21 protein-coding genes and 1 pseudogene are annotated in these 22,123 nt (G+C 62.0%); 13 read left to right on the top strand and 9 right to left on the bottom strand.

Going from position 1 to position 22,123, the window contains the following annotated elements:
• Nucleotides 1-35: 35 nt before the first annotated feature.
• Entirely contained in the window at nt 36-230 is a 195-nt protein-coding gene (locus NMG70_RS20520) for a DUF2735 domain-containing protein (protein ID WP_254026212.1), read from the bottom strand.
• Here NMG70_RS20520 and NMG70_RS20515 point away from each other — a divergent pair.
• Both NMG70_RS20515 and NMG70_RS20510 read left to right on the top strand, forming a co-directional pair.
• Nucleotides 230-523 carry a hypothetical protein gene (locus tag NMG70_RS20515; RefSeq protein WP_254026211.1) on the top strand — a complete coding sequence of 98 codons (294 nt, stop codon included), beginning with the start codon at nt 230-232 and terminating at the stop codon, nt 521-523. The genes NMG70_RS20520 and NMG70_RS20515 overlap by 1 nt on opposite strands.
• A 21-nt stretch (nt 524-544) precedes the next feature.
• Nucleotides 545-1,585, top strand: a complete 1,041-nt coding sequence (locus tag NMG70_RS20510; protein ID WP_254026210.1) for a glutamine synthetase beta-grasp domain-containing protein — start codon at nt 545-547, stop codon at nt 1,583-1,585.
• A 165-nt stretch (nt 1,586-1,750) separates the two neighbouring features.
• On the opposite strand, the gene glnA is transcribed toward NMG70_RS20510, so the two are convergent.
• Entirely contained in the window at nt 1,751-3,160 is a 1,410-nt protein-coding gene (gene glnA, locus NMG70_RS20505) for a type I glutamate--ammonia ligase (RefSeq protein ID WP_254020995.1), read from the bottom strand.
• A 54-nt stretch (nt 3,161-3,214) separates the two neighbouring features.
• Nucleotides 3,215-3,553 (bottom strand): P-II family nitrogen regulator, encoded by a 339-nt coding sequence (locus tag NMG70_RS20500; RefSeq protein WP_006205430.1) that lies wholly within the window; start codon nt 3,551-3,553, stop codon nt 3,215-3,217.
• 419 nt (nt 3,554-3,972) lie between these two features.
• On the opposite strand from NMG70_RS20500, the gene NMG70_RS20495 reads away from it, so the two are divergent.
• Both NMG70_RS20495 and NMG70_RS20490 read left to right on the top strand, forming a co-directional pair.
• Nucleotides 3,973-5,505, top strand: coding sequence for an NAD(P)H-hydrate dehydratase (locus NMG70_RS20495; RefSeq protein ID WP_254026209.1), 1,533 nt, complete (start codon nt 3,973-3,975; stop codon nt 5,503-5,505).
• Nucleotides 5,502-7,505, top strand: coding sequence for a hypothetical protein (locus tag NMG70_RS20490; RefSeq protein WP_254026208.1), 2,004 nt, complete (start codon nt 5,502-5,504; stop codon nt 7,503-7,505). Before NMG70_RS20495 ends, NMG70_RS20490 begins: the two co-directional genes overlap by 4 nt.
• A gap of 29 nt (nt 7,506-7,534) precedes the next feature.
• Here the strand turns inward: NMG70_RS20490 and NMG70_RS20485 are convergent, their stop codons facing one another.
• Nucleotides 7,535-9,067: an acyl-CoA carboxylase subunit beta gene (locus NMG70_RS20485; RefSeq protein ID WP_254026207.1), complete on the bottom strand. Its 1,533-nt coding sequence runs from the start codon at nt 9,065-9,067 to the stop codon at nt 7,535-7,537.
• Nucleotides 9,068-9,255: 188 nt separating this feature from the next.
• Between NMG70_RS20485 and NMG70_RS20480 the strand changes: the two genes are divergently transcribed.
• Both NMG70_RS20480 and NMG70_RS20475 read left to right on the top strand, forming a co-directional pair.
• Nucleotides 9,256-9,483 (top strand): hypothetical protein, encoded by a 228-nt coding sequence (locus NMG70_RS20480; protein ID WP_254026206.1) that lies wholly within the window; start codon nt 9,256-9,258, stop codon nt 9,481-9,483.
• Nucleotides 9,455-10,879 carry a DEAD/DEAH box helicase gene (locus NMG70_RS20475; protein WP_254026205.1) on the top strand — a complete coding sequence of 475 codons (1,425 nt, stop codon included), beginning with the start codon at nt 9,455-9,457 and terminating at the stop codon, nt 10,877-10,879. Before NMG70_RS20480 ends, NMG70_RS20475 begins: the two co-directional genes overlap by 29 nt.
• A 101-nt stretch (nt 10,880-10,980) precedes the next feature.
• Here the strand turns inward: NMG70_RS20475 and NMG70_RS20470 are convergent, their stop codons facing one another.
• Nucleotides 10,981-11,955, bottom strand: a complete 975-nt coding sequence (locus NMG70_RS20470) for an alpha/beta hydrolase (protein WP_254026204.1) — start codon at nt 11,953-11,955, stop codon at nt 10,981-10,983.
• Between the two features lie 97 nt (nt 11,956-12,052).
• Entirely contained in the window at nt 12,053-12,874 is an 822-nt protein-coding gene (locus tag NMG70_RS20465) for an SDR family oxidoreductase (RefSeq protein WP_254026203.1), read from the bottom strand.
• Between the two features lie 214 nt (nt 12,875-13,088).
• On the opposite strand from NMG70_RS20465, the gene NMG70_RS20460 reads away from it, so the two are divergent.
• From NMG70_RS20460 to NMG70_RS20435, 6 genes and pseudogenes are all read left to right on the top strand, one after another.
• Complete coding sequence (locus tag NMG70_RS20460) at nt 13,089-14,123, top strand: cysteine synthase A (RefSeq protein WP_254026202.1); 1,035 nt, start codon at nt 13,089-13,091, stop codon at nt 14,121-14,123.
• Entirely contained in the window at nt 14,123-14,866 is a 744-nt protein-coding gene (locus tag NMG70_RS20455; protein ID WP_254026201.1) for an alanyl-tRNA editing protein, read from the top strand. Before NMG70_RS20460 ends, NMG70_RS20455 begins: the two co-directional genes overlap by 1 nt.
• A 51-nt stretch (nt 14,867-14,917) precedes the next feature.
• Nucleotides 14,918-15,769 (top strand): 3-mercaptopyruvate sulfurtransferase, encoded by an 852-nt coding sequence (gene sseA, locus NMG70_RS20450; protein WP_254026200.1) that lies wholly within the window; start codon nt 14,918-14,920, stop codon nt 15,767-15,769.
• 5 nt (nt 15,770-15,774) lie between these two features.
• Nucleotides 15,775-16,338 (top strand): GNAT family N-acetyltransferase, encoded by a 564-nt coding sequence (locus NMG70_RS20445; protein ID WP_027154015.1) that lies wholly within the window; start codon nt 15,775-15,777, stop codon nt 16,336-16,338.
• A gap of 113 nt (nt 16,339-16,451) precedes the next feature.
• Nucleotides 16,452-17,258, top strand: a complete 807-nt coding sequence (gene dapB / locus NMG70_RS20440; RefSeq protein WP_254026199.1) for a 4-hydroxy-tetrahydrodipicolinate reductase — start codon at nt 16,452-16,454, stop codon at nt 17,256-17,258.
• 77 nt (nt 17,259-17,335) lie between these two features.
• Nucleotides 17,336-17,802: pseudogene (locus tag NMG70_RS20435) on the top strand (DUF1203 domain-containing protein).
• Between the two features lie 247 nt (nt 17,803-18,049).
• On the opposite strand, the gene NMG70_RS20430 reads toward NMG70_RS20435, so the two are convergent.
• Both NMG70_RS20430 and ald read right to left on the bottom strand, forming a co-directional pair.
• Nucleotides 18,050-19,351, bottom strand: a complete 1,302-nt coding sequence (locus NMG70_RS20430) for an outer membrane protein (protein WP_254026198.1) — start codon at nt 19,349-19,351, stop codon at nt 18,050-18,052.
• A 198-nt stretch (nt 19,352-19,549) separates the two neighbouring features.
• The gene (ald, locus tag NMG70_RS20425; RefSeq protein ID WP_254026197.1) at nt 19,550-20,665 is read right to left on the bottom strand and encodes an alanine dehydrogenase; all 1,116 of its coding nucleotides are present in this window, start codon (nt 20,663-20,665) and stop codon (nt 19,550-19,552) included.
• 159 nt (nt 20,666-20,824) lie between these two features.
• Between ald and NMG70_RS20420 the strand changes: the two genes are divergently transcribed.
• A complete protein-coding gene (locus NMG70_RS20420) occupies nt 20,825-21,298 on the top strand; it encodes an Lrp/AsnC family transcriptional regulator (protein ID WP_023675099.1) in 474 nt (157 codons plus the stop codon).
• On the opposite strand, the gene NMG70_RS20415 is transcribed toward NMG70_RS20420, so the two are convergent.
• Nucleotides 21,295-21,897: a 5-formyltetrahydrofolate cyclo-ligase gene (locus tag NMG70_RS20415; RefSeq protein WP_436798430.1), complete on the bottom strand. Its 603-nt coding sequence runs from the start codon at nt 21,895-21,897 to the stop codon at nt 21,295-21,297. The genes NMG70_RS20420 and NMG70_RS20415 overlap by 4 nt on opposite strands.
• Between the last annotated feature and the right edge of the window lie 226 nt (nt 21,898-22,123).

Genomic DNA, 22,123 nt, shown 5'->3' with positions numbered 1-22,123 from the left:
TTTGCAATTCGTCAAAAGCGATGCGGAGGAAAGGTTTAGCTCTTCCGGTCCTGTTTTTCTTTCTCGATGGCCGCTTCGTGATACCAGCCGCTACCGAAATCCGTACGGTTGCGCAATGAAGCAAGTTCTGCCGCGAACTTAGCCTTTCCGCTTAAATTTGAGGCAGAAACGCGCGCTGCCACCGGGAACATCAGGATTTTGGCCGACTGACGGGTAGGAGTGATTTCCATTGTCGGTCTCCCTTCTTCTGCAGAGCCTTGCCGGTTCAATCTTTCCCGAAGATAGGTTCTGCAATCCAGTTAGGCAACATGATTACGAAAAGATCAGTAATTGCCTATTATTTGTGCGAAATGTGCTTGTGATTGATCCGGACGCATTGCGGCGACGGCACCACGAATTCTCGGGACGCGCCGTCACTTCTGCCGCATCCTTTGCCGGCGAGAATGGCACACGAATTGCTTTTAATAACCCGGCAGGTCGGCTGCAGGGTGGCTGGCACGCCCGCGCCGTCCAGGTTCGGTGATCAAAGCAACGAGAGGCTAGAATGACGAAATACAAGCTCGAGTACATTTGGCTCGATGGATACACCCCGGTTCCCAACCTTCGTGGAAAGACGCAGATCAAGGACTATGCCGAATTCCCGACGCTCGACCAGCTTCCGCTGTGGGGCTTCGACGGTTCCTCGACCATGCAGGCCGAAGGCCACTCGTCCGACTGCGTGCTGAAGCCGGTCGCCGTCTATCCCGATCCCGCGCGCACCAATGGCGTGCTCGTCATGTGCGAAGTCATGATGCCGGACGGCGTGACGCCGCATGTTTCCAACAAGCGCGCCACCATCCTCGACGACGAGGGCGCCTGGTTCGGCTTCGAGCAGGAGTATTTCTTCTACAAGGACGGCCGCCCGCTCGGCTTCCCCGAGAGCGGCTACCCTGCGCCGCAAGGCCCGTACTACACCGGCGTCGGCTACAGCAATGTTGGCAGCGTCGCCAGGCAGATCGTCGAGGAGCATCTCGACCTCTGCCTTGCCGCCGGTATCAACCATGAAGGCATCAACGCCGAGGTGGCCAAGGGCCAGTGGGAATTCCAGATTTTTGGCAAGGGCTCCAAGAAGGCGGCCGACCAGATGTGGATGGCCCGCTACCTGATGCAGCGCCTCACCGAGAAATACGGCATCGACATCGAATACCACTGCAAGCCGCTCGGTGACACCGACTGGAATGGATCCGGCATGCACGCCAACTTCTCGACCGCTTACATGCGCGAAGTCGGCGGCAAGGACTATTTCGAGGCGCTGATGGCCGCCTTCGACAAGAATCTGATGGATCACATCGCCGTCTACGGGCCGGATAACGACAAGCGTTTGACCGGCAAGCATGAGACCGCGCCATGGAACAGGTTCAGCTATGGCATCGCCGACCGCGGCGCCTCGATCCGCGTGCCGCATTCCTTCATCAACAACGGCTACAAGGGCTATCTCGAGGATCGCCGCCCGAACTCGCAGGGCGACCCCTACCAGATCGCTTCCCAGATCCTGAAGACGATTGCCTCCGTCCCGACCAGTGCCGAGGTTTCGGCTGCCGCCTGAGCATGCACTCACGGCGCAGACCTCCCTCTGCGCCGTGAGTGCTCTCCGTCGGGTCGGCCTTTTGCCAGGCGACAACACCAACTGCTAATTGAGTGTTCTCCATCCCAAAGCAAAACCCCGCCGGATCGCTCGGGCGGGGTTTTGTTTGTCGCTTAGCCGATCCGCTCAGATCGAATAATACATGTCGTACTCGACCGGATGCGGGGTCATTTCGAAGCGCATCACTTCGGCCATCTTGAGCTCGATGTAGCTGTCGATCTGGTCGTCGTCGAAGACGCCGCCGGCCTTCAGGAAGCCGCGGTCCTTGTCGAGGCTCTGCAAGGCTTCGCGCAGCGAGCCGCAGACGGTCGGGATCTTCTTCAGTTCCTTCGGCGGCAGGTCGTAGAGATCCTTGTCCATCGGCTGTCCCGGATGGATCTTGTTCTTGATGCCGTCGAGGCCGGCCATCAGCATGGCGGCAAAGGCGAGGTAGGGGTTGGCGCCCGGATCGGGGAAGCGGACCTCGACGCGCTTGGACTTCGGCGACGAGCCGAATGGGATGCGGCAGGAGGCAGAGCGGTTGCGCGCCGAATAGGCGAGCAGCACCGGCGCTTCATAGCCCGGCACTAGGCGCTTGTAGGAATTGGTCAGCGGGTTGGTGAAGGCGTTGATCGCCTTGGCGTGCTTGATGATGCCGCCGATGTAAAACAGGCAGCTCTCCGAGAGGCCGGCATATTCATTGCCGGCGAAGGTCGGCTTGCCGCCCTTCCAGATGGACTGGTGGACGTGCATGCCCGAGCCGTTGTCGCCGAAGACCGGCTTCGGCATGAAGGTGGCCGTCTTGCCGTAGGCGTTGGCGACCTGGTGCACGACATACTTGTAGATCAGCATCTTGTCGGCGTTGCGGACCAGCGTGTCGAACTTGATGCCGAGCTCGTGCTGGGCAGCGGCCACTTCGTGGTGATGCTTTTCGACACGCACGCCCATTTCGGCGAGCACGGTCAGCATTTCAGAGCGCATGTCTTGCGCCGAGTCGATCGGCGGCACCGGGAAATAGCCGCCCTTGATGCGTGGACGGTGGCCGAGATTGCCGGTCTCGTAGTCGGTGTCGTCGTTGGACGGCAATTCGGTGGAGTCGAGCTTGAAACCGGTGTTGTACGGATCGGCCTTGTACTTGACGTCGTCGAACACGAAGAACTCGGCCTCCGGGCCGACGAAGATCTGATCGCCGATGCCTTCCGCCTTCATATAGGCTTCAGCCTTCTTGGCGGTGCCGCGCGGGTCGCGGTTGTAGGATTCCCCGGAGATCGGATCGAGGATATCGCACAGGATGACCATGGTCGACTGCGCGAAGAACGGGTCCATATGCACGGTCTCGGTGTCGGGCATCAGCACCATGTCGGACTCGTTGATCGCCTTCCAGCCGGCGATGGACGAGCCGTCGAACATTACGCCGTCGGCAAACATGTCTTCCTCGACCTCAACGACATCCATCGTCACGTGCTGCAGCTTGCCCTTCGGATCTGTGAAGCGCAGGTCAACGAATTTCACGTCGTTGTCCTTGATCTGCTTCATGATGTCTTTGGCTGTCGTCATGTCATGTTTCCCTGTCTGATGACGTTTCGAGGAGATGATCTGAAATCAGAATCCTCAGACCGCGTCCATCCCTGTTTCGCCGGTGCGGATGCGCACGACTTCCTCGATGTTGGAGACGAAGATCTTGCCGTCGCCGATGCGGCCGGTCTGGGCCGCCTTGCGAATCGCTTCGATCGCGCCTTCAACCGCGTCGTCGCCGAGCACGACCTCGATTTTCACCTTGGGCAGAAAATCCACGACATATTCGGCGCCGCGATAGAGTTCGGTATGGCCCTTCTGCCGGCCAAAGCCCTTGGCCTCGGTAACGGTGATGCCTTGCAGCCCGGCCTCCTGAAGCGCTTCCTTCACTTCGTCTAGCTTGAACGGCTTGATGATCGCTTCGATCTTTTTCATGTAAAAAGTGGCCTCCACTGCCAAAAAAGACGGGTTGTGAGCCCCGCTTGCGCCTCTTTCAAGCACGAAATGTGCCAATCTGAGGGGACTTGAAGCGGTATCACGCGATTTCGATGCCATGCCGCGTTGAGGGCTAAATTCGCGTCATTCGCTGACGTTGGATGCGTCATGGATACTGCGAACCTACACATTGTCGGTGCTACCGTCCGCACAATAATTGGGCAGATAGAGCATTTCGCGGGCAATTGTGCTTTGACGACGCCATTGTCCCTAACGATGTGCTTACAGATCGTGCCATTTCATCGCCGTTTGCTTCGAACCGAAAACTGGACAATGTTTGATCCACAGGAATCGGGAGTTTGATCACAGGGATCGGGTTTGACCACAGGATCGGCTTGAGCCAATGGGGATCGGCATCCATGAGCAATGAAATTCTGTCACCGGCCGAAATGGCTGAGGCCGACCGGTTGACGATTTCCGCCGGACCATTCGACGGCATTGGCCTGATGCGCAATGCAGGGGCCGCAGTCGCTGCTGTGGTGCTCGCCCATTTTCCGGCTGCCAGACACGTCCACGTGCTGTGCGGGCCCGGCAACAATGGCGGCGATGGATATGTCGTCGCCCGCATTCTTCGGGACAGTGCCGTCGACGTCTTGCTGTGGGCATCCGGCTCGCCCAAAGCCGGCAGCGACGCGGCGCTCGCCGCGTCGGAATGCCCGGTCGGGCCCCGGCGGCTGTCGGAATTTGTTGCCGAGACAGGCTCGATCCTGGTCGATGCGCTTTATGGGGCAGGGCTGTCGAAGCCGCTGTCCGGCGATGCCGTCAGGGCGGTCGAGGTTGCGACAGAACTGAACCTGCCTGTCGTTGCGGTCGATCTGCCCTCAGGCGTGTCAGGCGAGAGCGGCCAGGTTCTCGGCCAGGCATTCCGCGCCCGAATCACGGTGACGTTTGCGCGAAAAAAGCCCGGCCATCTGCTGTTGCCGGGGAGCGGGATGTGCGGCGAGCTGGTGCTTGCCGACATCGGCATTAGCGACGATATGGTTGCGCAGCTTGAACCGCAAACCTTCGAGAACACCCCGCCGCTTTGGTTAGAAAGTTTCCCGATTCCTGCCGTCGACGCGCATAAATACAGGCGCGGCCATGTCGGCGTCTTTTCCGGCGGGCCATCGGCGACGGGTGCCGCACGGCTATCGGCGCTTGCCGCGGCCAGAAGCGGGGCAGGGGCGGTGACCGTGCTGTCGCCGGCGAACGCCGTGCAGGTGAATGCCGCGCATCTGACTTCGATCATGCTGCAAAAGGCCGACAGCATCGCGGACGTGCAGGAATTCATCGACGGCCGTCGGCCGTCGGCGTTCGTGCTCGGACCCGGATTTGGCGTCGGTGAAAAAACACGCGATTTTGCCTTCGGCGTGCTGGCCAACGGAGAGCGGCAAGGCGGCAGGGTCGACGGGCTGGTGCTCGATGCCGATGGCATCACTTCGTTTCGTGATACCCCGAAGGTTCTGTTCGAAGCCGCCCGTCGTTTGAACGCGCCAGCGTTGGTGCTGACGCCGCATGAGGGCGAATTCGCCAGGCTGTTTCCGGACATCGCCGGAGACAAGAACCTGTCCAAGCTGGCCAAGGCGCGCTCTGCCGCCGAGCGCGCCGGCGCCATCGTCGTCTACAAGGGCGCGGACACGGTGATCGCGGCTCCCGATGGCAGGGCGGCGATCAACGGCAATGGCGCGCCATGGCTGGCCACCGCCGGTTCGGGCGACGTGCTGTCGGGGGTCATCGCCGGCTTCCTGGCGCAAGGCATGCCGGCTTTCGAAGCCGCCTGCGCGGCGGTCTGGATCCATGCTGAGGCCGGCAGCCGTTTCGGACCTGGGCTAATCGCTGAAGACTTGCCGCTGGCGCTGGTTCCGGTGCTGCGCGAGCTTGCCGAAAATCGCAACGGGATGACCGCTGAATGAACCGTCAGCTCGCCTTGAGCGCTGTGATTTTCGCCAATTTTTTCTTAGCCAGCCTGGCGCGCGCCGAAGGTCCGGTGATGATCGTCGACGATCCAGCCGTGCTCGCCGCTCTCGACGCCAGGGGTTTTGATTTCGCCGGCATTTTCGATGTCGACGGCAAGGGCGACCTGAAGACGCTCTATGGCAAGGCGCCGGCCTATCATCAGATCGTCGAAACGATTGCCGGCGATGTCGCCGCGCTGCGCGCCGAGATGAAGGCGGGCGGGCGGTCGCTCTACGAAGTCACCGACGGCAATGTCGGCCGCATCATCGACATGCGCTGGCTGAAGACCGACGCCGCGCGCTTCCGGCTGGTCGGTGTCGTCAACCGGCTCGATCGGCGTGATTTCGCCAAAATACGAGGCGACGGGGGCTGCGGCGAGGTTCGATTCATCTATCGCCTCGCCTACAGCTTCAAGAAAAACGGCAAGGTTCTGGCCTCGCGCCTGCCGTTCAATTTCAATGCCATCTATAGCGCCGCGCCGGACGCCGATGGCGGCTGCGTCGGCGTTGCCGGACGCTGGACGCCGCAGCTCGATGAGACCGTCGACATCGGCTGGCTTGTCGGCGGGCCGCTTGAAAAGGCCGGGCTGTCCTTCAAGCAGCTCGAGCTCAACGCCCAGGTGGTGCGCTTTCCCTCCGGCCAGGAGACCGAATTCGGCGGGCAGGCTGCCTACCTCATGCGGATTTTTGGCATCGATGGAGAGACGGTCAGCGAAAAGCCGCTGGAAAACACGCCGGACGTGACGCTGCTCTCGGAAGACGCCGCTCTGAAAGCAAAACTTGCTGACTATATCAGCGCCAATCTCGCGGCGGTCGATCTCGGCGTCTACGAAATCCCGGATGAATTCCTGGCGAAGAAAGTCGTCTCGTGGTCGACTTTCGGCAGCGCAAGACAGGCCAATCACCCGTTCACGCCGCTGTTCCAGCCCGCGGATTTTTCCGGGCTGGACTATTCCGCGCTGAAGCTGCTGCGCACGCCGGAGGCGCTGGTCGAGCGGCTCGACAATGGCGCTTGCCAGGGTTGTCATCAGGCTGGTTCGACCGCCGGTTTCCATTTCATCGGCCTCGACGACAAGACGACATCGCCGCTGAACCGCATCGAGGTTGGCATCTCGCCGCATCTTCATGCCGAGATGCCGCGGCGCGAATCCTGGCTGCGTGCGACCGCCGACGGCAAGGAACCGAACCGCCTCCGCCCGCTGTCCTTCGCGCCGCCGGCCGCATGGAAAGACGCCGGCGAGGTCGCTTACGCACCAGCCGAGATGGCGATGCCATGTTTGATGCCGGAGGATGCGGCCCACTTCGGCACGACCTGGCAATGCGGCGGCGGCACCGTCTGCACGGCGCTGGCGACCGCATCGGGGGTGCGGACGAAACTGGCGCAATGCCTGCTGCCCAAGGATAGCGCAAAGACGTTTTCCGGCCATCCATGCCTGACCGGCTCGATCGCCAGCAACAGCACGCAGCCTTTCAATGACCGCTACAGCATTACAGGCCAGTTCGCGGCCTTCGCCACCGACATTTCCCGCACCGCCTACACCTGCCGGCCGCCGAAAATCGGTGTGCCGGCCGGCATCGCCTATCGCGGATGCAATGACAAGGACCGTGCCTTTGCCGGCTTCAAGCCGGGCAGGCCGATGCCGAACGAGATCTGCGGGCTGGTCGGCGGCAAGAAATTCGACATTTGCGTGGCGACCAACAATTTCGACCAGTGCTTGGGCGGCGCCGTCAATCGCGGCAACCGGCCGGCTTGCTCGGCCGATCATTTCTGCCGCGAAGATTATATGTGCCAATCGCTGCCGCCCGATACGCCGGGCATCGGCAAGGTGAAAGGTGTCGGCTTCTGCTCGCCGACCTATTTTATCTTCCAGATGCGCATCGACAATCATGCAACGCCGTGGTCTGGCGCCGTCCGCGCGACGATGGGCGCGGGGTTTGGCGCGGCGGAAGCGGAGTGAGCTTTTGCTGCTTTCGCGATATCAGCGCCTCACAACGGAATGTTGTCGTGCTTCTTCCAGGGGTTCTGCATATCCTTGTTGCGCAGCATGCGCAGCGCACGCGCAATGCGGCGGCGGGTCGAATGCGGCATGATTACCTCGTCGACATAGCCGCGCTCGGCGGCAACGAAGGGCGACAGGAAGCGATCCTCGTAAGCCTTTGTATGTGCTGCGATCTTCTCCGCATTGCCGATGTCCTTGCGATAGATGATCTCGACCGCGCCCCTGGCGCCCATCACTGCGATCTGCGCCGTCGGCCAAGCATAGTTCATGTCGCCGCGCAGATGCTTCGACGCCATCACGTCATAAGCGCCGCCATAGGCTTTTCGGGTGATGACGGTGATCTTCGGGACGGTCGCTTCGGCATAGGCGAACAACAGCTTGGCGCCGTGCTTGATCAGCCCGCCATATTCCTGCGCGGTGCCGGGCAGGAAGCCTGGAACGTCGACGAAGGTGACGATCGGAATCGAAAAACAGTCACAGAAGCGCACGAACCGCGCCGCCTTGCGGCTTGCGTCCGAATCGAGCACGCCGGCCAGCACCATCGGCTGGTTGGCGACGAAGCCGACCGTGCGGCCCTCGACACGCCCGAAGCCGGTAACGATGTTTTTCGCAAAATCCTGCTGGATCTCGAAGAAATCACCCTCGTCGGCAACTTTAAGGATCAACTCTTTGATGTCGTAAGGTTTGTTGGCATTCTCGGGGATCAGACGGTCGAGCGACAGATCGTGATCGGTGACCGACTGGTAGCATTCGATCTCTGGGATATCAGCCGTGTTGGAGGCAGGCAGCAGATCGACCAGCCGGCGCATCTGCAGCAACGCCTCGACGTCATTGTCGTAAGCGCCATCGGCGATCGACGACTTCGTCGTGTGGACGAAGGCGCCGCCGAGGCTCTCGGCGGTTACCGTCTCGTTGGTGACGGTCTTCACCACGTCCGGGCCGGTGACGAACATGTAAGAGGTGCTGCGCACCATGAAGATGAAGTCGGTCATTGCCGGCGAATAGACGTCGCCGCCGGCGCAAGGGCCCATAATCACTGAAATCTGCGGGATGACGCCGGAGGCGAGCACATTGCGCTGGAATATCTCGGCATAGCCACCGAGTGCTGCCACGCCTTCCTGGATGCGGGCGCCGCCGGCGTCGTAGAGGCCGATGATCGGCGCGCGGTTGCGCAGCGCCATCTCCTGCACCTTGACCACCTTTTCGGCGTGGGCCTCTGATAGCGAGCCGCCGAACACGGTAAAGTCCTTGGCGAAGACGTAGACCGGTCGGCCGTTGACGGTGCCCCAGCCGGTGACGACACCGTCGCCGGCGATCTTGGTCTTCTCCATGCCGAAATCGGTCGAGCGATGCTCGACATACATGTCGAACTCCTCGAACGAGCCTTCATCGAGAAAGACGTCGATGCGTTCGCGCGCGGTGAGTTTGCCCTTCTTGTGCTGAGCGTCGGTACGGGCCTTGCCGCCGCCCATGCGCGCCATGGCGCGGCGGCGCTCGAGTTCCTTCAGCACGTCCTTCATCGGTCGGTCCCCCAAAAAGAAGCTGATCTGTGGTAGTCATGGCGGCAAGTGAGCGCAAGCGCCGCTTCGCCAAGGCTTTCGCTGCGCTGCAACATGACGCCCCTTGCATTTCGCAACGAACTGGGCCATATGCGGCGGCATAGGCGCTTGGGCCGGGACTATCCGGCCTTCTCGACAAATGAGACTGGTTGCGTCTGTTTTCCCTCTTCCCGACATATCGGCAAGGCGGCGAAAAAGCCCCGTGGCATGATGCCTGCGGGCACGACAGCGCAGCCGTGCGGACGACAATTTCCGCCGCCTTGTCGTTTCATGACAGTTTTTCGGCGGCAGGTTGCGCCCTGCCGCCATTGATGTTTGCGGCCAGGAGCCGCGTGAAAGAAGAATATTTTGATCAACGAAAACACTTTGACCGGTAAGGACAACACTTTGACCGGCAAGAACACTGGGGAACTTTCGGGTTTCGCGGCACTTGGAATTACGGGCGCGCTGCTCAAGGCTACCCATGCCGCAGGCTTCACCGATCCGAAGCCGATCCAGGCCCAGGCGATTCCGCCGCAGCTGGAAGGCCGTGACATTTTCGGCATCGCCCAGACCGGTTCGGGCAAGACCGCGGCGTTCGCGCTGCCGATTCTGTCGAAGATCATCGCGCTCGGCACCAAGCGCCGGCCGAAGACCGCTCGTGCACTGATCCTGGCGCCGACGCGCGAACTCGCCGTGCAGATCGAAGAGATGATCAAGCTGCTCGCCAAGGGCGCGCATGTCTCGACAGCACTCGTGCTTGGCGGCGTCTCGCGCTTCAGCCAGGTAAAGAAGATTGCTCCCGGCGTCGACATTTTGATTGCCACGCCTGGCCGGCTGACCGATCTGGTGCGTGAGGGCGACCTCATGCTAGCCGACACCAAGTGGCTGGTGCTCGACGAGGGCGACCGCATGCTCGACATGGGCTTCATCAACGACGTCAAGCGCATCGCCAGGGCGACCGCGCCGGACCGTCAGACGGTGCTGTTCTCGGCGACCATGCCGGCCGAAATCGCCGAACTGGCCAAGGGTCTGCTGAAGAACCCGATCCGCGTCGAAGTGGCGCCTCACAGCACTGCGGCGGCCGAGATCGTGCAGGGCGTCGTCTTTGCCCGCACCAAGCAAAAGCGCCAGGTGCTGTCGACAATGCTCGCCGACGAGGCGATGAAGTCCGTCATCATCTTTTCGCGTACCAAGCATGGCGCCGACAGGGTGACCAAGGACCTCGAGCGCGATGGCTTCAAGGCCGCCGTGATCCACGGCAACAAGTCGCAGAACGCCCGCCAGAAGGCGCTGAACGATTTCCGCGAGGGTTCGGTGCGCATTCTTGTGGCGACCGATATCGCGGCGCGCGGCATCGACGTGCCCGGCATCAGCCACGTGGTGAATTTCGACCTGCCGGACGAGGCGGAGAGCTATGTCCACCGCATCGGCCGCACCGGCCGTAACGGCATGGACGGCATCGCCATCACGCTTTGCGACCCGTCCGAGAACAGCAAGCTGCGCCAGGTCGAGCGCATCATCCGCACCAAGCTGCCGATCGTTGCCGACCACCTCGGCAGTCCCGATCCGCAGCGCAATCCCGCCGAAAAGAACGAGCGCAGCTTCGAGCCGGCCAACGATCGCAATGGTCGTCGCGACGGCAGGCGGCCGGGCGGCCAGAACAACGGCAACAAGCGCTTCGGCGACAAGCCGGCCTTCGCCGGCGAGCGCAAGCCGGAAGGCACCAAGGCGTTCAAGGGCAACAACAAGCGTCGTTTCGGCGGCAAGCGGCCGGCGGCACGGGCTGCGTAATCAGATAGTGCATCCAGCCCGCGCCTGTCGGGCTCGGTCGGCTGCTCACAATTGAAAAAGGCGATCGGAGCGATGCTTCGGTCGCCTTTTTCGCCTGAGACCTACTTCACCATCGCCTGTACCCACACGACAATGCGCTGCGCGAGGAAAGCTGTGGTTGCTGGCGACAGCGCGTCTCCGGCAATGACATGATTGTCTCGATCGCCGGTATCGTCGACCGGCACCAGTTCGTGCGCCGCGCCCCAGCGCCCGGCGATTTCGCGCGTGCGGTCCGGCCGCACGATCTTGTCCGAATCGGAAAAGATAAAGAGGGCAGGGATGGTCGCCTTCTCCACCGGCGCGCCATAGGCTAGCTCGGTCAGCGCCACCATTGGCAGGGTCGCCGCGATCGGATAGCGGTAGGTCCAGAATTTCTCGTGCAGCGCATTGCGTGGCACGAAGCTGCGCTGCTTGCCGGCGACCAGCTCGGCGATCTCTCGGCCCCACGGCATGGTCAGAAGTTCGGCGCCGGAAGCCTTGACGCCGAAATTCGGCGAGATGAACGCTATTGCCGCCACCCCGTCCGATGCGCCCGGCTGCGTCGCAGCCCAGGCTGCCAGCGAGCCGCCGGTCGAGGTGGCGATGACGATCACCTTGTCGCCGATCGCTCGGCCAATGGCGAGCGCTTCCTCATAGTCGTTGATCCAGGCGTTGACGCTGCCATCCGCCATTGCGGCACCGCCCTGTCCGTGGCCGGTGAGACGGGTGTAGTAAAGATTGGCGTCGAGCTGGTCGGCCACCTCGTCGGGAAGCGGGCGAACCTCGCCCTTCGACGCCGAAAAGCCGTGGATATAGACGATCGACAGCGGCGTCCTGGTACGAACCATCGGATTGGCCCAGATGATTTCCTTTTCCAGCCCGTCGTGGATATCAGGTACGGCCGCCTCCTTGCGTGCCAGATAGGCTTGCGGATCATCGCCGATCACGGAAGGATCGAAGCGGATCGTGGTGTCGGCTTGGATGCGCGGGCCAAGCACGAAGGCCAGGACAAGAATGACGGCGAGACCCAATACCGCAAGCACGATCCGTCGCCCCATCGCAGACTCCACGCAATAAACTCTCAACCTGTGGCCGCGACGGCAAACAGGCAACGACGTCCCGCCGACGGCGGGATCGCCAACTTTGATGGCCGGTCTATTGGCACGGCGGCTTGCGGTCGAAATTAAGCGGACGCGCCTTCCAGCGGGTCGCGGTGCTGATGACCCATCGGCAGAACGGTCTCGGCAGGATTCTGAGCAGCTTCAGGCCCCAGCTCAAGCGGCGCGGGAAGGTGACTTCGAAGCCGCCGGACTTGATGCCGCGCGCCATGCGGCACGAGGCGCGATTGACGGGCATCAGCCCGGGCATCGGCAGCAAATTCTTCTCGGTCAGCGGGGTGTCGACGAAGCCCGGGTTTATCACCTGGATGCGGACGTTCATCTTGTCGAAATCGTACTTCAGCGACTCGGCGAGGATATTGATCGCCGCCTTGGTGCCGCCATAGGCGGCCGTGGTCGGCCAGCCGAAATAGGCGGTGACCGAACCGACCAGGACGATATGGCCGCGCGCGCGGACGCGCATGCGCTCGATGACCGGCACCAGGCCGTTGATGATGCCGAAATAATTGACATCGAAGGACTGGCGAAATCCACGGACGGTGAGGTCTTCGCCGGCGGTCGCAATATAGCTCCCGGCATTGAACACGGCCAAGACGATCGGGCCGAGATCCTTCTCAATCGCCGCGACCGTCTTTGCCATGCGTTTCTCGTCGGTGACGTCGCAAGGATAGGCCGTGACGTGGCCCGGCATCTGCGCCGTCTCGACGACCAGCGTATCGATCGGATCGTCGTCGAGCGCCGTCACCGCGACGACATAGCCTTGCGCCGCAAGGTCCTTGGCCAGTGAACGGCCGATGCCGCTGCTGCCGCCGGTAATCCAGGCGACGCCGTGCTTCGGGTCGGCCCGATAGAGTGTCATGCTATGCCCTGCGACTTTGTCTTGGCCTGTGCTCTAGCGGTGAAGAAATCGGATGAAAAGAGCGCTTTTCAATGGTGAGCTTCAATGATTGGCGGAACGCAACATCTGTTTTAGGAAATTGCAGCCCGGAAATGCCGCTGGACCAGGCAAATTCTTGCCTTGAAACCCAAGCTTCGGGTTTCTAGGGTTCGGCCGCAAGCATAAAGGAATCTCCATGCCCCGTTCTGTGATCGAAGCGATCGGCAATACGCCTCTGATCCGCCTCAACAAAGCCTCGGAAGAAACCGGCTGCGAGATCCTGGGCAAGGCCGAATTCATGAATCCGGGCCAGTCGGTCAAGGACCGTGCCGCGCTGTTCATCATCCGCGACGCCGAGCAGCGCGGGCTCTTGAGGCCGGGCGGGGTCATCGTCGAGGGGACGGCCGGCAACACCGGCATCGGATTGACGCTGGTCGCCAAGGCGCTTGGCTACCGCACCGTGATCGTCATCCCCGACACGCAAAGCCAGGAGAAGAAGGACACGATCAGATTGCTCGGCGCCGAGCTGATCGAGGTGCCTGCCGTTCCCTACAAGAACCCCAACAATTATGTGAAACTGTCGGGTCGCCTGGCCGAGCAGATGGCCCGGTCCGAGCCGAACGGGGCGATCTGGGCCAATCAGTTCGACAACGTCGCCAACTGTGATGGCCATACCCGCACCACGGCGCAAGAAATCTGGGCCCAGACCGGCGGCAAGGTCGACGGTTTCGTCTCGGCGGTCGGCTCCGGCGGAACACTGGCCGGGGTCGCCTTCGGGCTCAGGGCCAGGAGCAAGGACGTCAAGATCGCGCTCGCCGATCCGCTCGGCGCGGCGCTCTATAGCTTCTACACCACCGGCGAACTGAAATCCGAAGGCAGCTCGATCACCGAAGGCATCGGGCAGGGGCGGGTCACCGCCAATCTGGAAGGGTTCACACCGGACTTCTCCTTCCAGATCCCGGACGAGGACGCGCTGCCTATCGTCTTCGACCTGATCCAGGAGGAAGGCCTGTGTGTCGGCGGCTCGACCGGCATCAACATTGCCGGCGCGATCCGGCTGGCACGTGAGATGGGTCCCGGCCACACCATCGTGACTGTGCTTTGCGACTACGGCACGCGCTACCAGTCGAAATTGTTCAACCCGGAATTCCTGCGTCAAAAGCAGCTGCCGGTGCCGGGCTGGATGGAACAGCGGAGCACGATCTCGGTGCCGTTCGAAGAGGTTGCGTGATGGCTTACAGGACGAATGCCCTGTTTCGCGACGACGCCTATCTCAGGACGGCTGATGCCGTGGTAGTCGCCGTCAACGACCGTGGCGGCATCATTCTCGACCGGACGATCTTCTATGCCACGTCGGGCGGGCAGCCTGGCGATACGGGCACCCTCGAACGCGCCGACGGCAGCCTGATCGCTGTTGCCGCCACCATCACCGGTGAGACCAAGGATGACATCATCCATGTGCCGCCGCCTGAGCAGGCGGTGCCTGAGGTCGGTGAGCCGGTAAAGCTTGCCCTCGATTGGCAGAGGCGGCATCTGCTGATGCGCATGCACACAGCCTGCCACTTGCTTACCGTCGTCTGCCCGTTCCCGATCACCGGCGCCTCGGTTTCCGAGGACGACAGCCGTATCGATTTTGATATTCCGGATGCCGGCTTCACCAGGGAAGATGTGACGGCCAGGCTGATGGAATTGGTGCGGGCCGACCACCCGGTCTTTGCCAGGCTGATCACCGACGAGGAACTGGCGGCCAATCCGGGGCTGGTGAAATCGAAAAATGTTCGGCCGCCCGTCGGTACGGGCAAGATCCGCCTGGTCTGCATTGGCGAGAACGCCTCGATCGACAGCCAGCCTTGCGGCGGCACCCACGTGAAGAGCACTGGAGAAGTCGGCGAAATCCATATCGGCAAGGTCGAGAAGAAGGGTCGCGAGAACCGGCGCTTCCGAATACGCTTTGGACCAATGCCGCCGGCCTGATAAACAGCCGGCCTGATAAACAGATTGTCAAAGGCGGGCAGGAGAAGAACAATGGCCGAAGACAGCCCTTTCACCGTCGATGCGGATTGGTTGCAGAAGCGCCTTGGCGAGCCTGGCCTGACCATCGTCGACGCGTCCTGGTATTTGCCGGCGCAGAAGCGCGACGCGCGCGCCGAATACGACGCAGCGCACATTCCGGGCGCCCGTTTCCTGGATCACGATGCGATCTCCGATCCTGATTCACCACTGCCGCACACACTGCCGTCGCCGCAGCATTTCGCCCAATATGTCGGCGCCATGGGCATTTCGGCCGACGATACCATCGTTGTCTATGACGGCCCGGGCTTCTTCTCGGCGCCGCGCGCCTGGTGGATGTTCCGTGTCATGGGGGTGTTCCAGGTCTACATATTGGACGGCGGCTTCGATCGCTGGAAAGCGGAGGGACGGCCGGTGACGGCAGAGCCGACGAAGATCGCGCCTTGCGTGTTCCATGCCGACTTCGATGCCGCTCGCGTCGCCAGCCTGGCCGACATGCGCCGGATCGTCGAGACCGGGGAAAGCCAGATCGCCGATGCGCGTTCGCCTGGCCGGTTTGCCGGTACCGAGCCGGAGCCTCGCGCCGGCATTCGCTCAGGCCATATGCCCGGCGCGCGCAATGTGCCGTTTTCGGCGCTTGCCGAGAACGGCGAGCTGCTGTCGAAAGACCGGTTGCGCAAGGTGATCGAGGACGCCGGCATCGACCTGTCAAAGCCGGTTGTCACCTCTTGCGGCTCAGGCGTTACGGCGGCGGCGATCACGCTGGCGCTCGAGACGCTAGGCCACACCGATAACAGGCTCTACGACGGTTCATGGACCGAATGGGGTGGGCTTGGCGATACGCCCGTCGTGACGGGCAAGGACTGACTGTGATGGAAAACGGCGCGCTTGAAGACATCGAGGTCACGGTGACGTTTCTCGAAATGCATGCGCCGCCGGCGTATTCGCCGCCGCTGCCGTACAACCGCCAGATCGCATTGCTGAAGACCAAGGACATTCCGCTGCATTTCTACCGCTATTTGATGGATCGGGTAGGCCGCAAATGGCACTGGGTCAACGTGCTGAGGCTGAGCGACGAGGAGCTTTCTGCCGGCATCCATCGCGAGGACCGCGACATCAGGGTGCTGTATCTCGACGGCTCGCCGGCCGGCTTTTTCGACCTGAAGCCGCATCTGCCGGGAGAAGTGGAACTTGCCTATTTCGGAATGATGGAGCACGCCACCGGCCAAGGCATCGGCCGATGGTTCCTGGGTGCGGCGATCGACGCCGCCTGGTCGCACGGACCAAGGCGGGTGACGGTGCAGACCTGCACGCTCGACCATCCGGCGGCATTGCCGCTCTACCAGAAGCTCGGCTTTGAACCGGTCGCGCAAAAGAAGGAGATGGTGCATCCAATGACCTTCGCCGAGCGTGCGGCCAGCGTTATGCGGCCATGATTTTCTATGCAAACTGAACCTTCATCAATGCTTCAGCCTGGAGGCAAACTGTTGGAGCGTTCGCCACGCGTCCAAGGGAACGCGTGGCGCTCGAAATGGCGATGGGAGGATCAATGACGATTCGGGTGGTGATGGCCGGTGCGACCGGCTGGGTCGGCAAGGCATTGGTTCCGGCGATCGGGGCGCAAGGCGACATGGCGCTGGCCGCGGCCGTGTCACGCAGCGGCGCTGGGCAGGATTCCGGCCTCCTGGTCGGCCTGCCGGCAAACGGTATCATCGTTTCCGCATCGCTGGCCGAGGCAATGGAGGTGCCGTCGGACGTGCTGGTCGATTACACCAAACCGCATGTCGTGAAGGACCATGCGCTGCTGGCCATCGAAAACGGACGCCACGTGGTGATCGGCACCTCGGGGATGGGTGCGAGCGATTTCGGCGAGATCGATGCTGCAGCCCGCGCCAGTCGTGTCGGCGTCGTTGCCGCCGGCAATTTTTCGATCACCGCCACGCTGATGAAGCGGTTTGCCCTGATGGCGGCGAAATACGTGCCGGATGTCGAGGTCATCGACTATGCCAGCGCCAGGAAACCCGACGCGCCGTCCGGCACGGCGCGCGAGCTTGCCGAAGCGCTGGCCGATGTCCGCAAGCCTTCCACCGCACGGCCGGTCTCGGAGGTCTCCGGTGTGCCGGGAACGCGCGGTGCGGCGGTTGGCATGGGCGAGGGGGTGCAGGTGCATGCGCTGCGCCTGCCTTCCTACATCCTGTCCTGCGAAGCGCTGTTCGGCCTGCCCGACGAGCGGCTGACCATCCGCCACGACGCCGGCTCGTCCGCTGCCCCTTACGTGGCCGGAACGCTGCTCGCGATCCGGCGGGTACAGGAGATCACCGGGCTGGTGCGCGGTCTCGACGCGCTGATGGACTGATCCGAATTGGCAGGAATCGGGTGGGAAGCGCTGGCGCAGCGACGTAATTTCCGGTCGACCACATCGGAGATTTCACCATGACCATCCAGTTCAAGGCCTTGCCCACGGAAGGTGTCAGAGCCTTGCAGCGCGGCGGGCCGGACGCCTATGGCCTGATGCCAGAGCGGAGAATATCCGACGGTGACGGCGTGCCTTGCCGCCACTGCCTGAAGAACGTCGCCGCTGGAGAAGCCTACCTTGTCCTGGCTTATCGGCCATTCCCGGAATTGCAGCCTTATGCCGAGACCGGTCCGATCTTCCTGCATGCCCAGCACTGCGAGCGCGCTGCCGAAGCCGCGGCGCTTCCCGAAATTCTCGAAAGCACCGACTACATCGTGCGCGGTACGGCAGCGACGACCGCATCGTCTACGGCAGCGGCGGCGTCATCCCAACGGGCGCTATCGCGGCGCGGGCCGAGATTTTGTTCGAGCGCGACGACATCGCCTATGTGCATGTCCGCTCGGCACGCAACAACTGCTATCAGTGCCGGATCGAGCGAGCGTGATCGGATCGGTCGCAGCTGTCGTACGCCTGTCGCAATGTCGCGTTATGGAATGATTGTCGATCGATTTGCCGACCGCGGATGAACCGGCGGGAGATCTCGATTTCAGAGGAAGCGGGGCTTTGGCTCCGCTTTTTTGCTGCCTGCATTGTCCCGCCCCATTTTTTTCACCCGAAGTATTTCGCCACCCGAAGAAAAAGCCCGCCGGAATGCCCGACGGGCTTTGACTGTTGTCTGGACGGCTCGAAAATTAGTTGAACTTGTACTTCGCACCGATACGAACGGTGTGGAACGAAGGCGTGGAGGTGAGAGTGTCGTCCGGCAGCCCAAGATCCGACGAAAAATCCTCCTCGGAGAACTGCGAGTAGCGGTACTCGAGGCCGACGGTCACGTTGCTGGACATGGCCGTTTCCAGACCACCACCCACCGAGAAGCCGCTGGAGTCCCAATCGAGGATATCGCCGATGGGCGAAGACGCATTCAGATCGAAATGCTGCCAGCTGTAACCGCCGAGCACATAGGCAAGTGTCGATTCGTTGACTTTCATGCCGACGCGGGCAAGCACATCGAAGCCGTAATCGGTATCCAGATTGATCGATCCGCCTGGAAATTCCAACTCGGAAGTCATGCCGGAGTAGCGGGCATCCACCATGACACCTGCGACCCAGCTGCCGAAATCATGGTCATAGCCGACGTTCAATTCGCCGAACACACCTTCGCCGCCGAGCCCGTTGAACTCGAGCCCGCCAAGCGGCGGAACCTCGATCTGATGCACCGACGCACCCGCGCCAGCGGCGCCGCCGACGTAGAAGCCGGTCCAGTTGTAGGCAGGCGCTTCAAAAGAGGCGACGCCGCCATTCTGGGCGCCAAAGCGATAGTTGGCCCCGACCTGGAACGTATGCCGCGACGTGTCGAGATTGAGGGCGCCATCCGGCGCACCGAAATCGGAAAGCAGATCATCATTAGTACCGAAGCGGGTATAGCGATATTCTGTCTTGATGGTCCAGTTGCTGTTGATGGCCGTTTCAACGCCGGCTCCGACGAAGTAGCCGCTCTGGTCCCAATCCGAGTCAAAACCAGCGTTGGTGTCGAGTTTGTATTTCTGCCAGGAATAGCCGCCGAGCACATAGCCCAAAGTGTTCGGCGTGAACAGGTAACCGGCCCGCAGACCAGCGTCGAAACCGTAGGTCTCGCGGACCGAAGCCTCGAATCCAGCTACATCGAGCGTGGTTTCAATGTTGCCGATATGGGCGTCCAAGAGTCCGCCGATCAGGAAGCGCGGCGACACCATATAGTCGTAGCCAACGGTCAGTTCACCGTATACGCCTTCACCACCAATGCCGTTCAACGAGAAGCCGGGAAGGAAATCGCTGCTGAGCTCGTGGACATTGGCGCCGGCGCCAACGCCAAAGCCGACATAGATGCCACTCCAGTTGAAGTCCGACGTCTCGACGACCGGCACAACCGCGTCGGCGGCATGAGAAGCCGATCCAAGCGCCAGAACGGAAACTGCGCCAAGAAGAAGAGATTTTGCGAATCGTTTGCTGATCATTGCCCCTGCCTTTTGAAAAACCCGTCAGCCGTCTAGCACCTGCCCATGCTGGCGGATGTAACAAAAAAGCCACAGGAATGACACATTGCAAGCAGAACGGGTAAAACCGGTCAGCCTATCGCAATCCGTGAAATCTACTTGTGGAAAAAGCGGCCGGGGGCGTCGGCGGCTCTGTCGGGAGAGGACTGAGCGACGGGTTCAGGCGGCGAGAACGGCCTTCGGCTCGACCAACTCATAGCCGAGTGATTCGGCCACCGCGCGGTTGGTGATCTTGCCCTTGTGGACATTGAGGCCGTTGCGCAAATGATGATCGTCGACCAGCGCCTTCAGGCCCTTGTCGGCGAGCTGCAGGCCGTAATGCAGCGTCGCATTGTTCAACGCCTGGGCCGAGGTGACCGGCACCGCGCCCGGCATGTTGGCGACGCAATAGTGAATGACGCCGTCGACCTCATAGGTCGGGTCGGCATGAGTTGTGGCGTGCGAGGTCTCGAAGCAACCACCCTGGTCGATGGCGACATCGACCAGCACCGAGCCTTTCTTCATTCCCGAAAGCATTTCGCGCGAAACGAGTTTTGGCGCGGCGGCACCCGGGATCAGCACGGCGCCGACGACGATGTCGGCCGAAAAACATTCCTCTTCCAGCGCTTCGACCGTCGAGTAGCGGGTGTGGACGCGGCCGCCGAAGATATCGTCGAGCTGGCGCAGCCGCGGGATCGAGCGGTCGATGATGGTGACGTCGGCGCCAAGGCCGGCTGCCATCCGCGCGGCATGCAGGCCGACGACGCCGCCGCCGAGCACAGTCACCTTGCCGGGCAGCACGCCGGGCACGCCGCCGAGCAGAACGCCGCGGCCGCCATTGGCCTTCTGCAGCGCGGTAGCGCCGGCCTGGATCGACAGGCGGCCCGCGACTTCCGACATCGGCGCCAGCAGCGGCAGGCCGCCGCGGTCGTCGGTGACCGTCTCGTAGGCGATGGCCGTCACGCCCGAGGCCAGCAGGCCCCTGGTCTGCTCCGGGTCCGGAGCGAGATGGAGATAGGTGTAGAGGATCTGGCCGTCACGGAGCTGGACCCATTCGTTGGGCTGCGGCTCCTTGACCTTGACGATCATGTCGGACTTGGCAAACACGTCGCCGGCCGTCTTGGCGATGCTGGCGCCGGCGGCGCGATAGGCGTTGTCGTCGGCGCCGATGCCGGCGCCGGCGCCGGTCTCGACCAGCACTTCGTGGCCATGCGCGACATATTCGCGGACCGATCCCGGCGTCAGGCCGACGCGGTATTCGTGGTTCTTGATTTCCCGGGGGCAGCCGACGCGCATCTTCTTCTCCTCCTGATTCAGCCTTTTGGGGCATATTCGCTGTTTAGAGGTAGTGAACCACGAATCGTCGCGTAGGTGTTTGCGAATGCGCTTGCGCAAGAGGGTACGGTTCGATAATCGTTGCGCGAAACAGCTGGATTGTCGCAGGAATCCCGAAAAATGCCGCTCGACAGGATTGATATCGCCATCCTCGAAACGTTGCAGAAGGACGGGCGGATACCCAACGCGGCGCTTGCCGAGAAGGTCGGCCTGTCGCAGTCGGCCTGCTCGCGGCGGCTGGACAATCTGGAGAAGTCCGGTACCATCCGCGGCTACCACGCCCGGCTTTCCAATGCCGCTCTTGGCCACCAGATGACGGCGATCGTGCATATATCGCTGTCGGGGCAATTCGAGAAGACATTGTCGGATTTCGAGGCGGCGATAAAGCGCTGCCCGAATGTGTTGTCCTGCCACCTGATGTCGGGCGAATACGATTATATCCTGCGCATCGCGGCAAAGGACCTCGTCGACTATGAGCGCATCCACAAGGAATGGCTGTCGGCGATGCCGCATGTTACGAAGATCAACTCGTCGTTCGCCTTGCGCGAGATCGTCGACCGGACGGCGGTCGGGATGAAGCCGGAACTTGCTTAGGCTTTGAAAGCCTCCGTTACCACCCGGTCCATCGGGATATCATGCGGCTGCGGGTAGATGGTGGCGATGCGCTGCAGTTCGTAGCCGACACCGATGACCAGCGGCTTGAACGGCATCGCCGCCAGCGTGCGGTCGAAGAAGCCGCCGCCATAGCCCAGCCGATACTGTCTCGGATCGATGCCGACGACAGGCGAAATGACGATGTCGGGCAGCACCGGATCGCCTCCAGCCGGGATCGGGATGTTCCAGACGCCCTTCTCAAGCCGGTCGCCCGGTGCGTAGGCGCGAAAGACAAGCGGGCGGCCTTTTTCGACGACAACAGGCAGTGCGGTACGGCCGCCGCGCTCATTGACGGAAGCCATCCAGGCCCGCAAATCCGGCTCGCCGCGGAACGGCCAGTAAAGGCTGACCATGCGGCCGGCAATGTCGCCGATCAGCGCGTCGAGACTTTCGCCGATGCGCTGCGACATTGCCATCCGCATGTCAGCCGAGACAGCGAGGCGGGCCGCAATCAGCCGCTCGCGCTCGGCCTTGCGCCATCGTTTCACGTCGTTCCAATCGGATAGGGGCGCCCGGAATTCCGAGTCGAGCTCGTGCATGAAGCAAGGCGGCGAGGAAAATTGCCCCGGACCGTCGGCGTTATGATCGCTATCCAAGTTCCACTCCTGTCATCTGCTTTGATGAAATTATACTCGGCGGCAGGATGGGGGCATGTACAACAGCGACATCTTCCGGCGAGCAGTCGGCAAAGTCGGATGTTGTTGCGGTGCACAAAAATAGCTACATCAGCCTTGGCGAAATTGCTCTCCAATCTGCTCTCGCGGC

Origin of the sequence: Mesorhizobium ventifaucium, from assembly GCF_935822925.1 — a bacterium.
GTDB lineage: Bacteria > Pseudomonadota > Alphaproteobacteria > Rhizobiales > Rhizobiaceae > Mesorhizobium > Mesorhizobium ventifaucium.
This window is presented reverse-complemented; position numbering and strand designations above follow the sequence as displayed.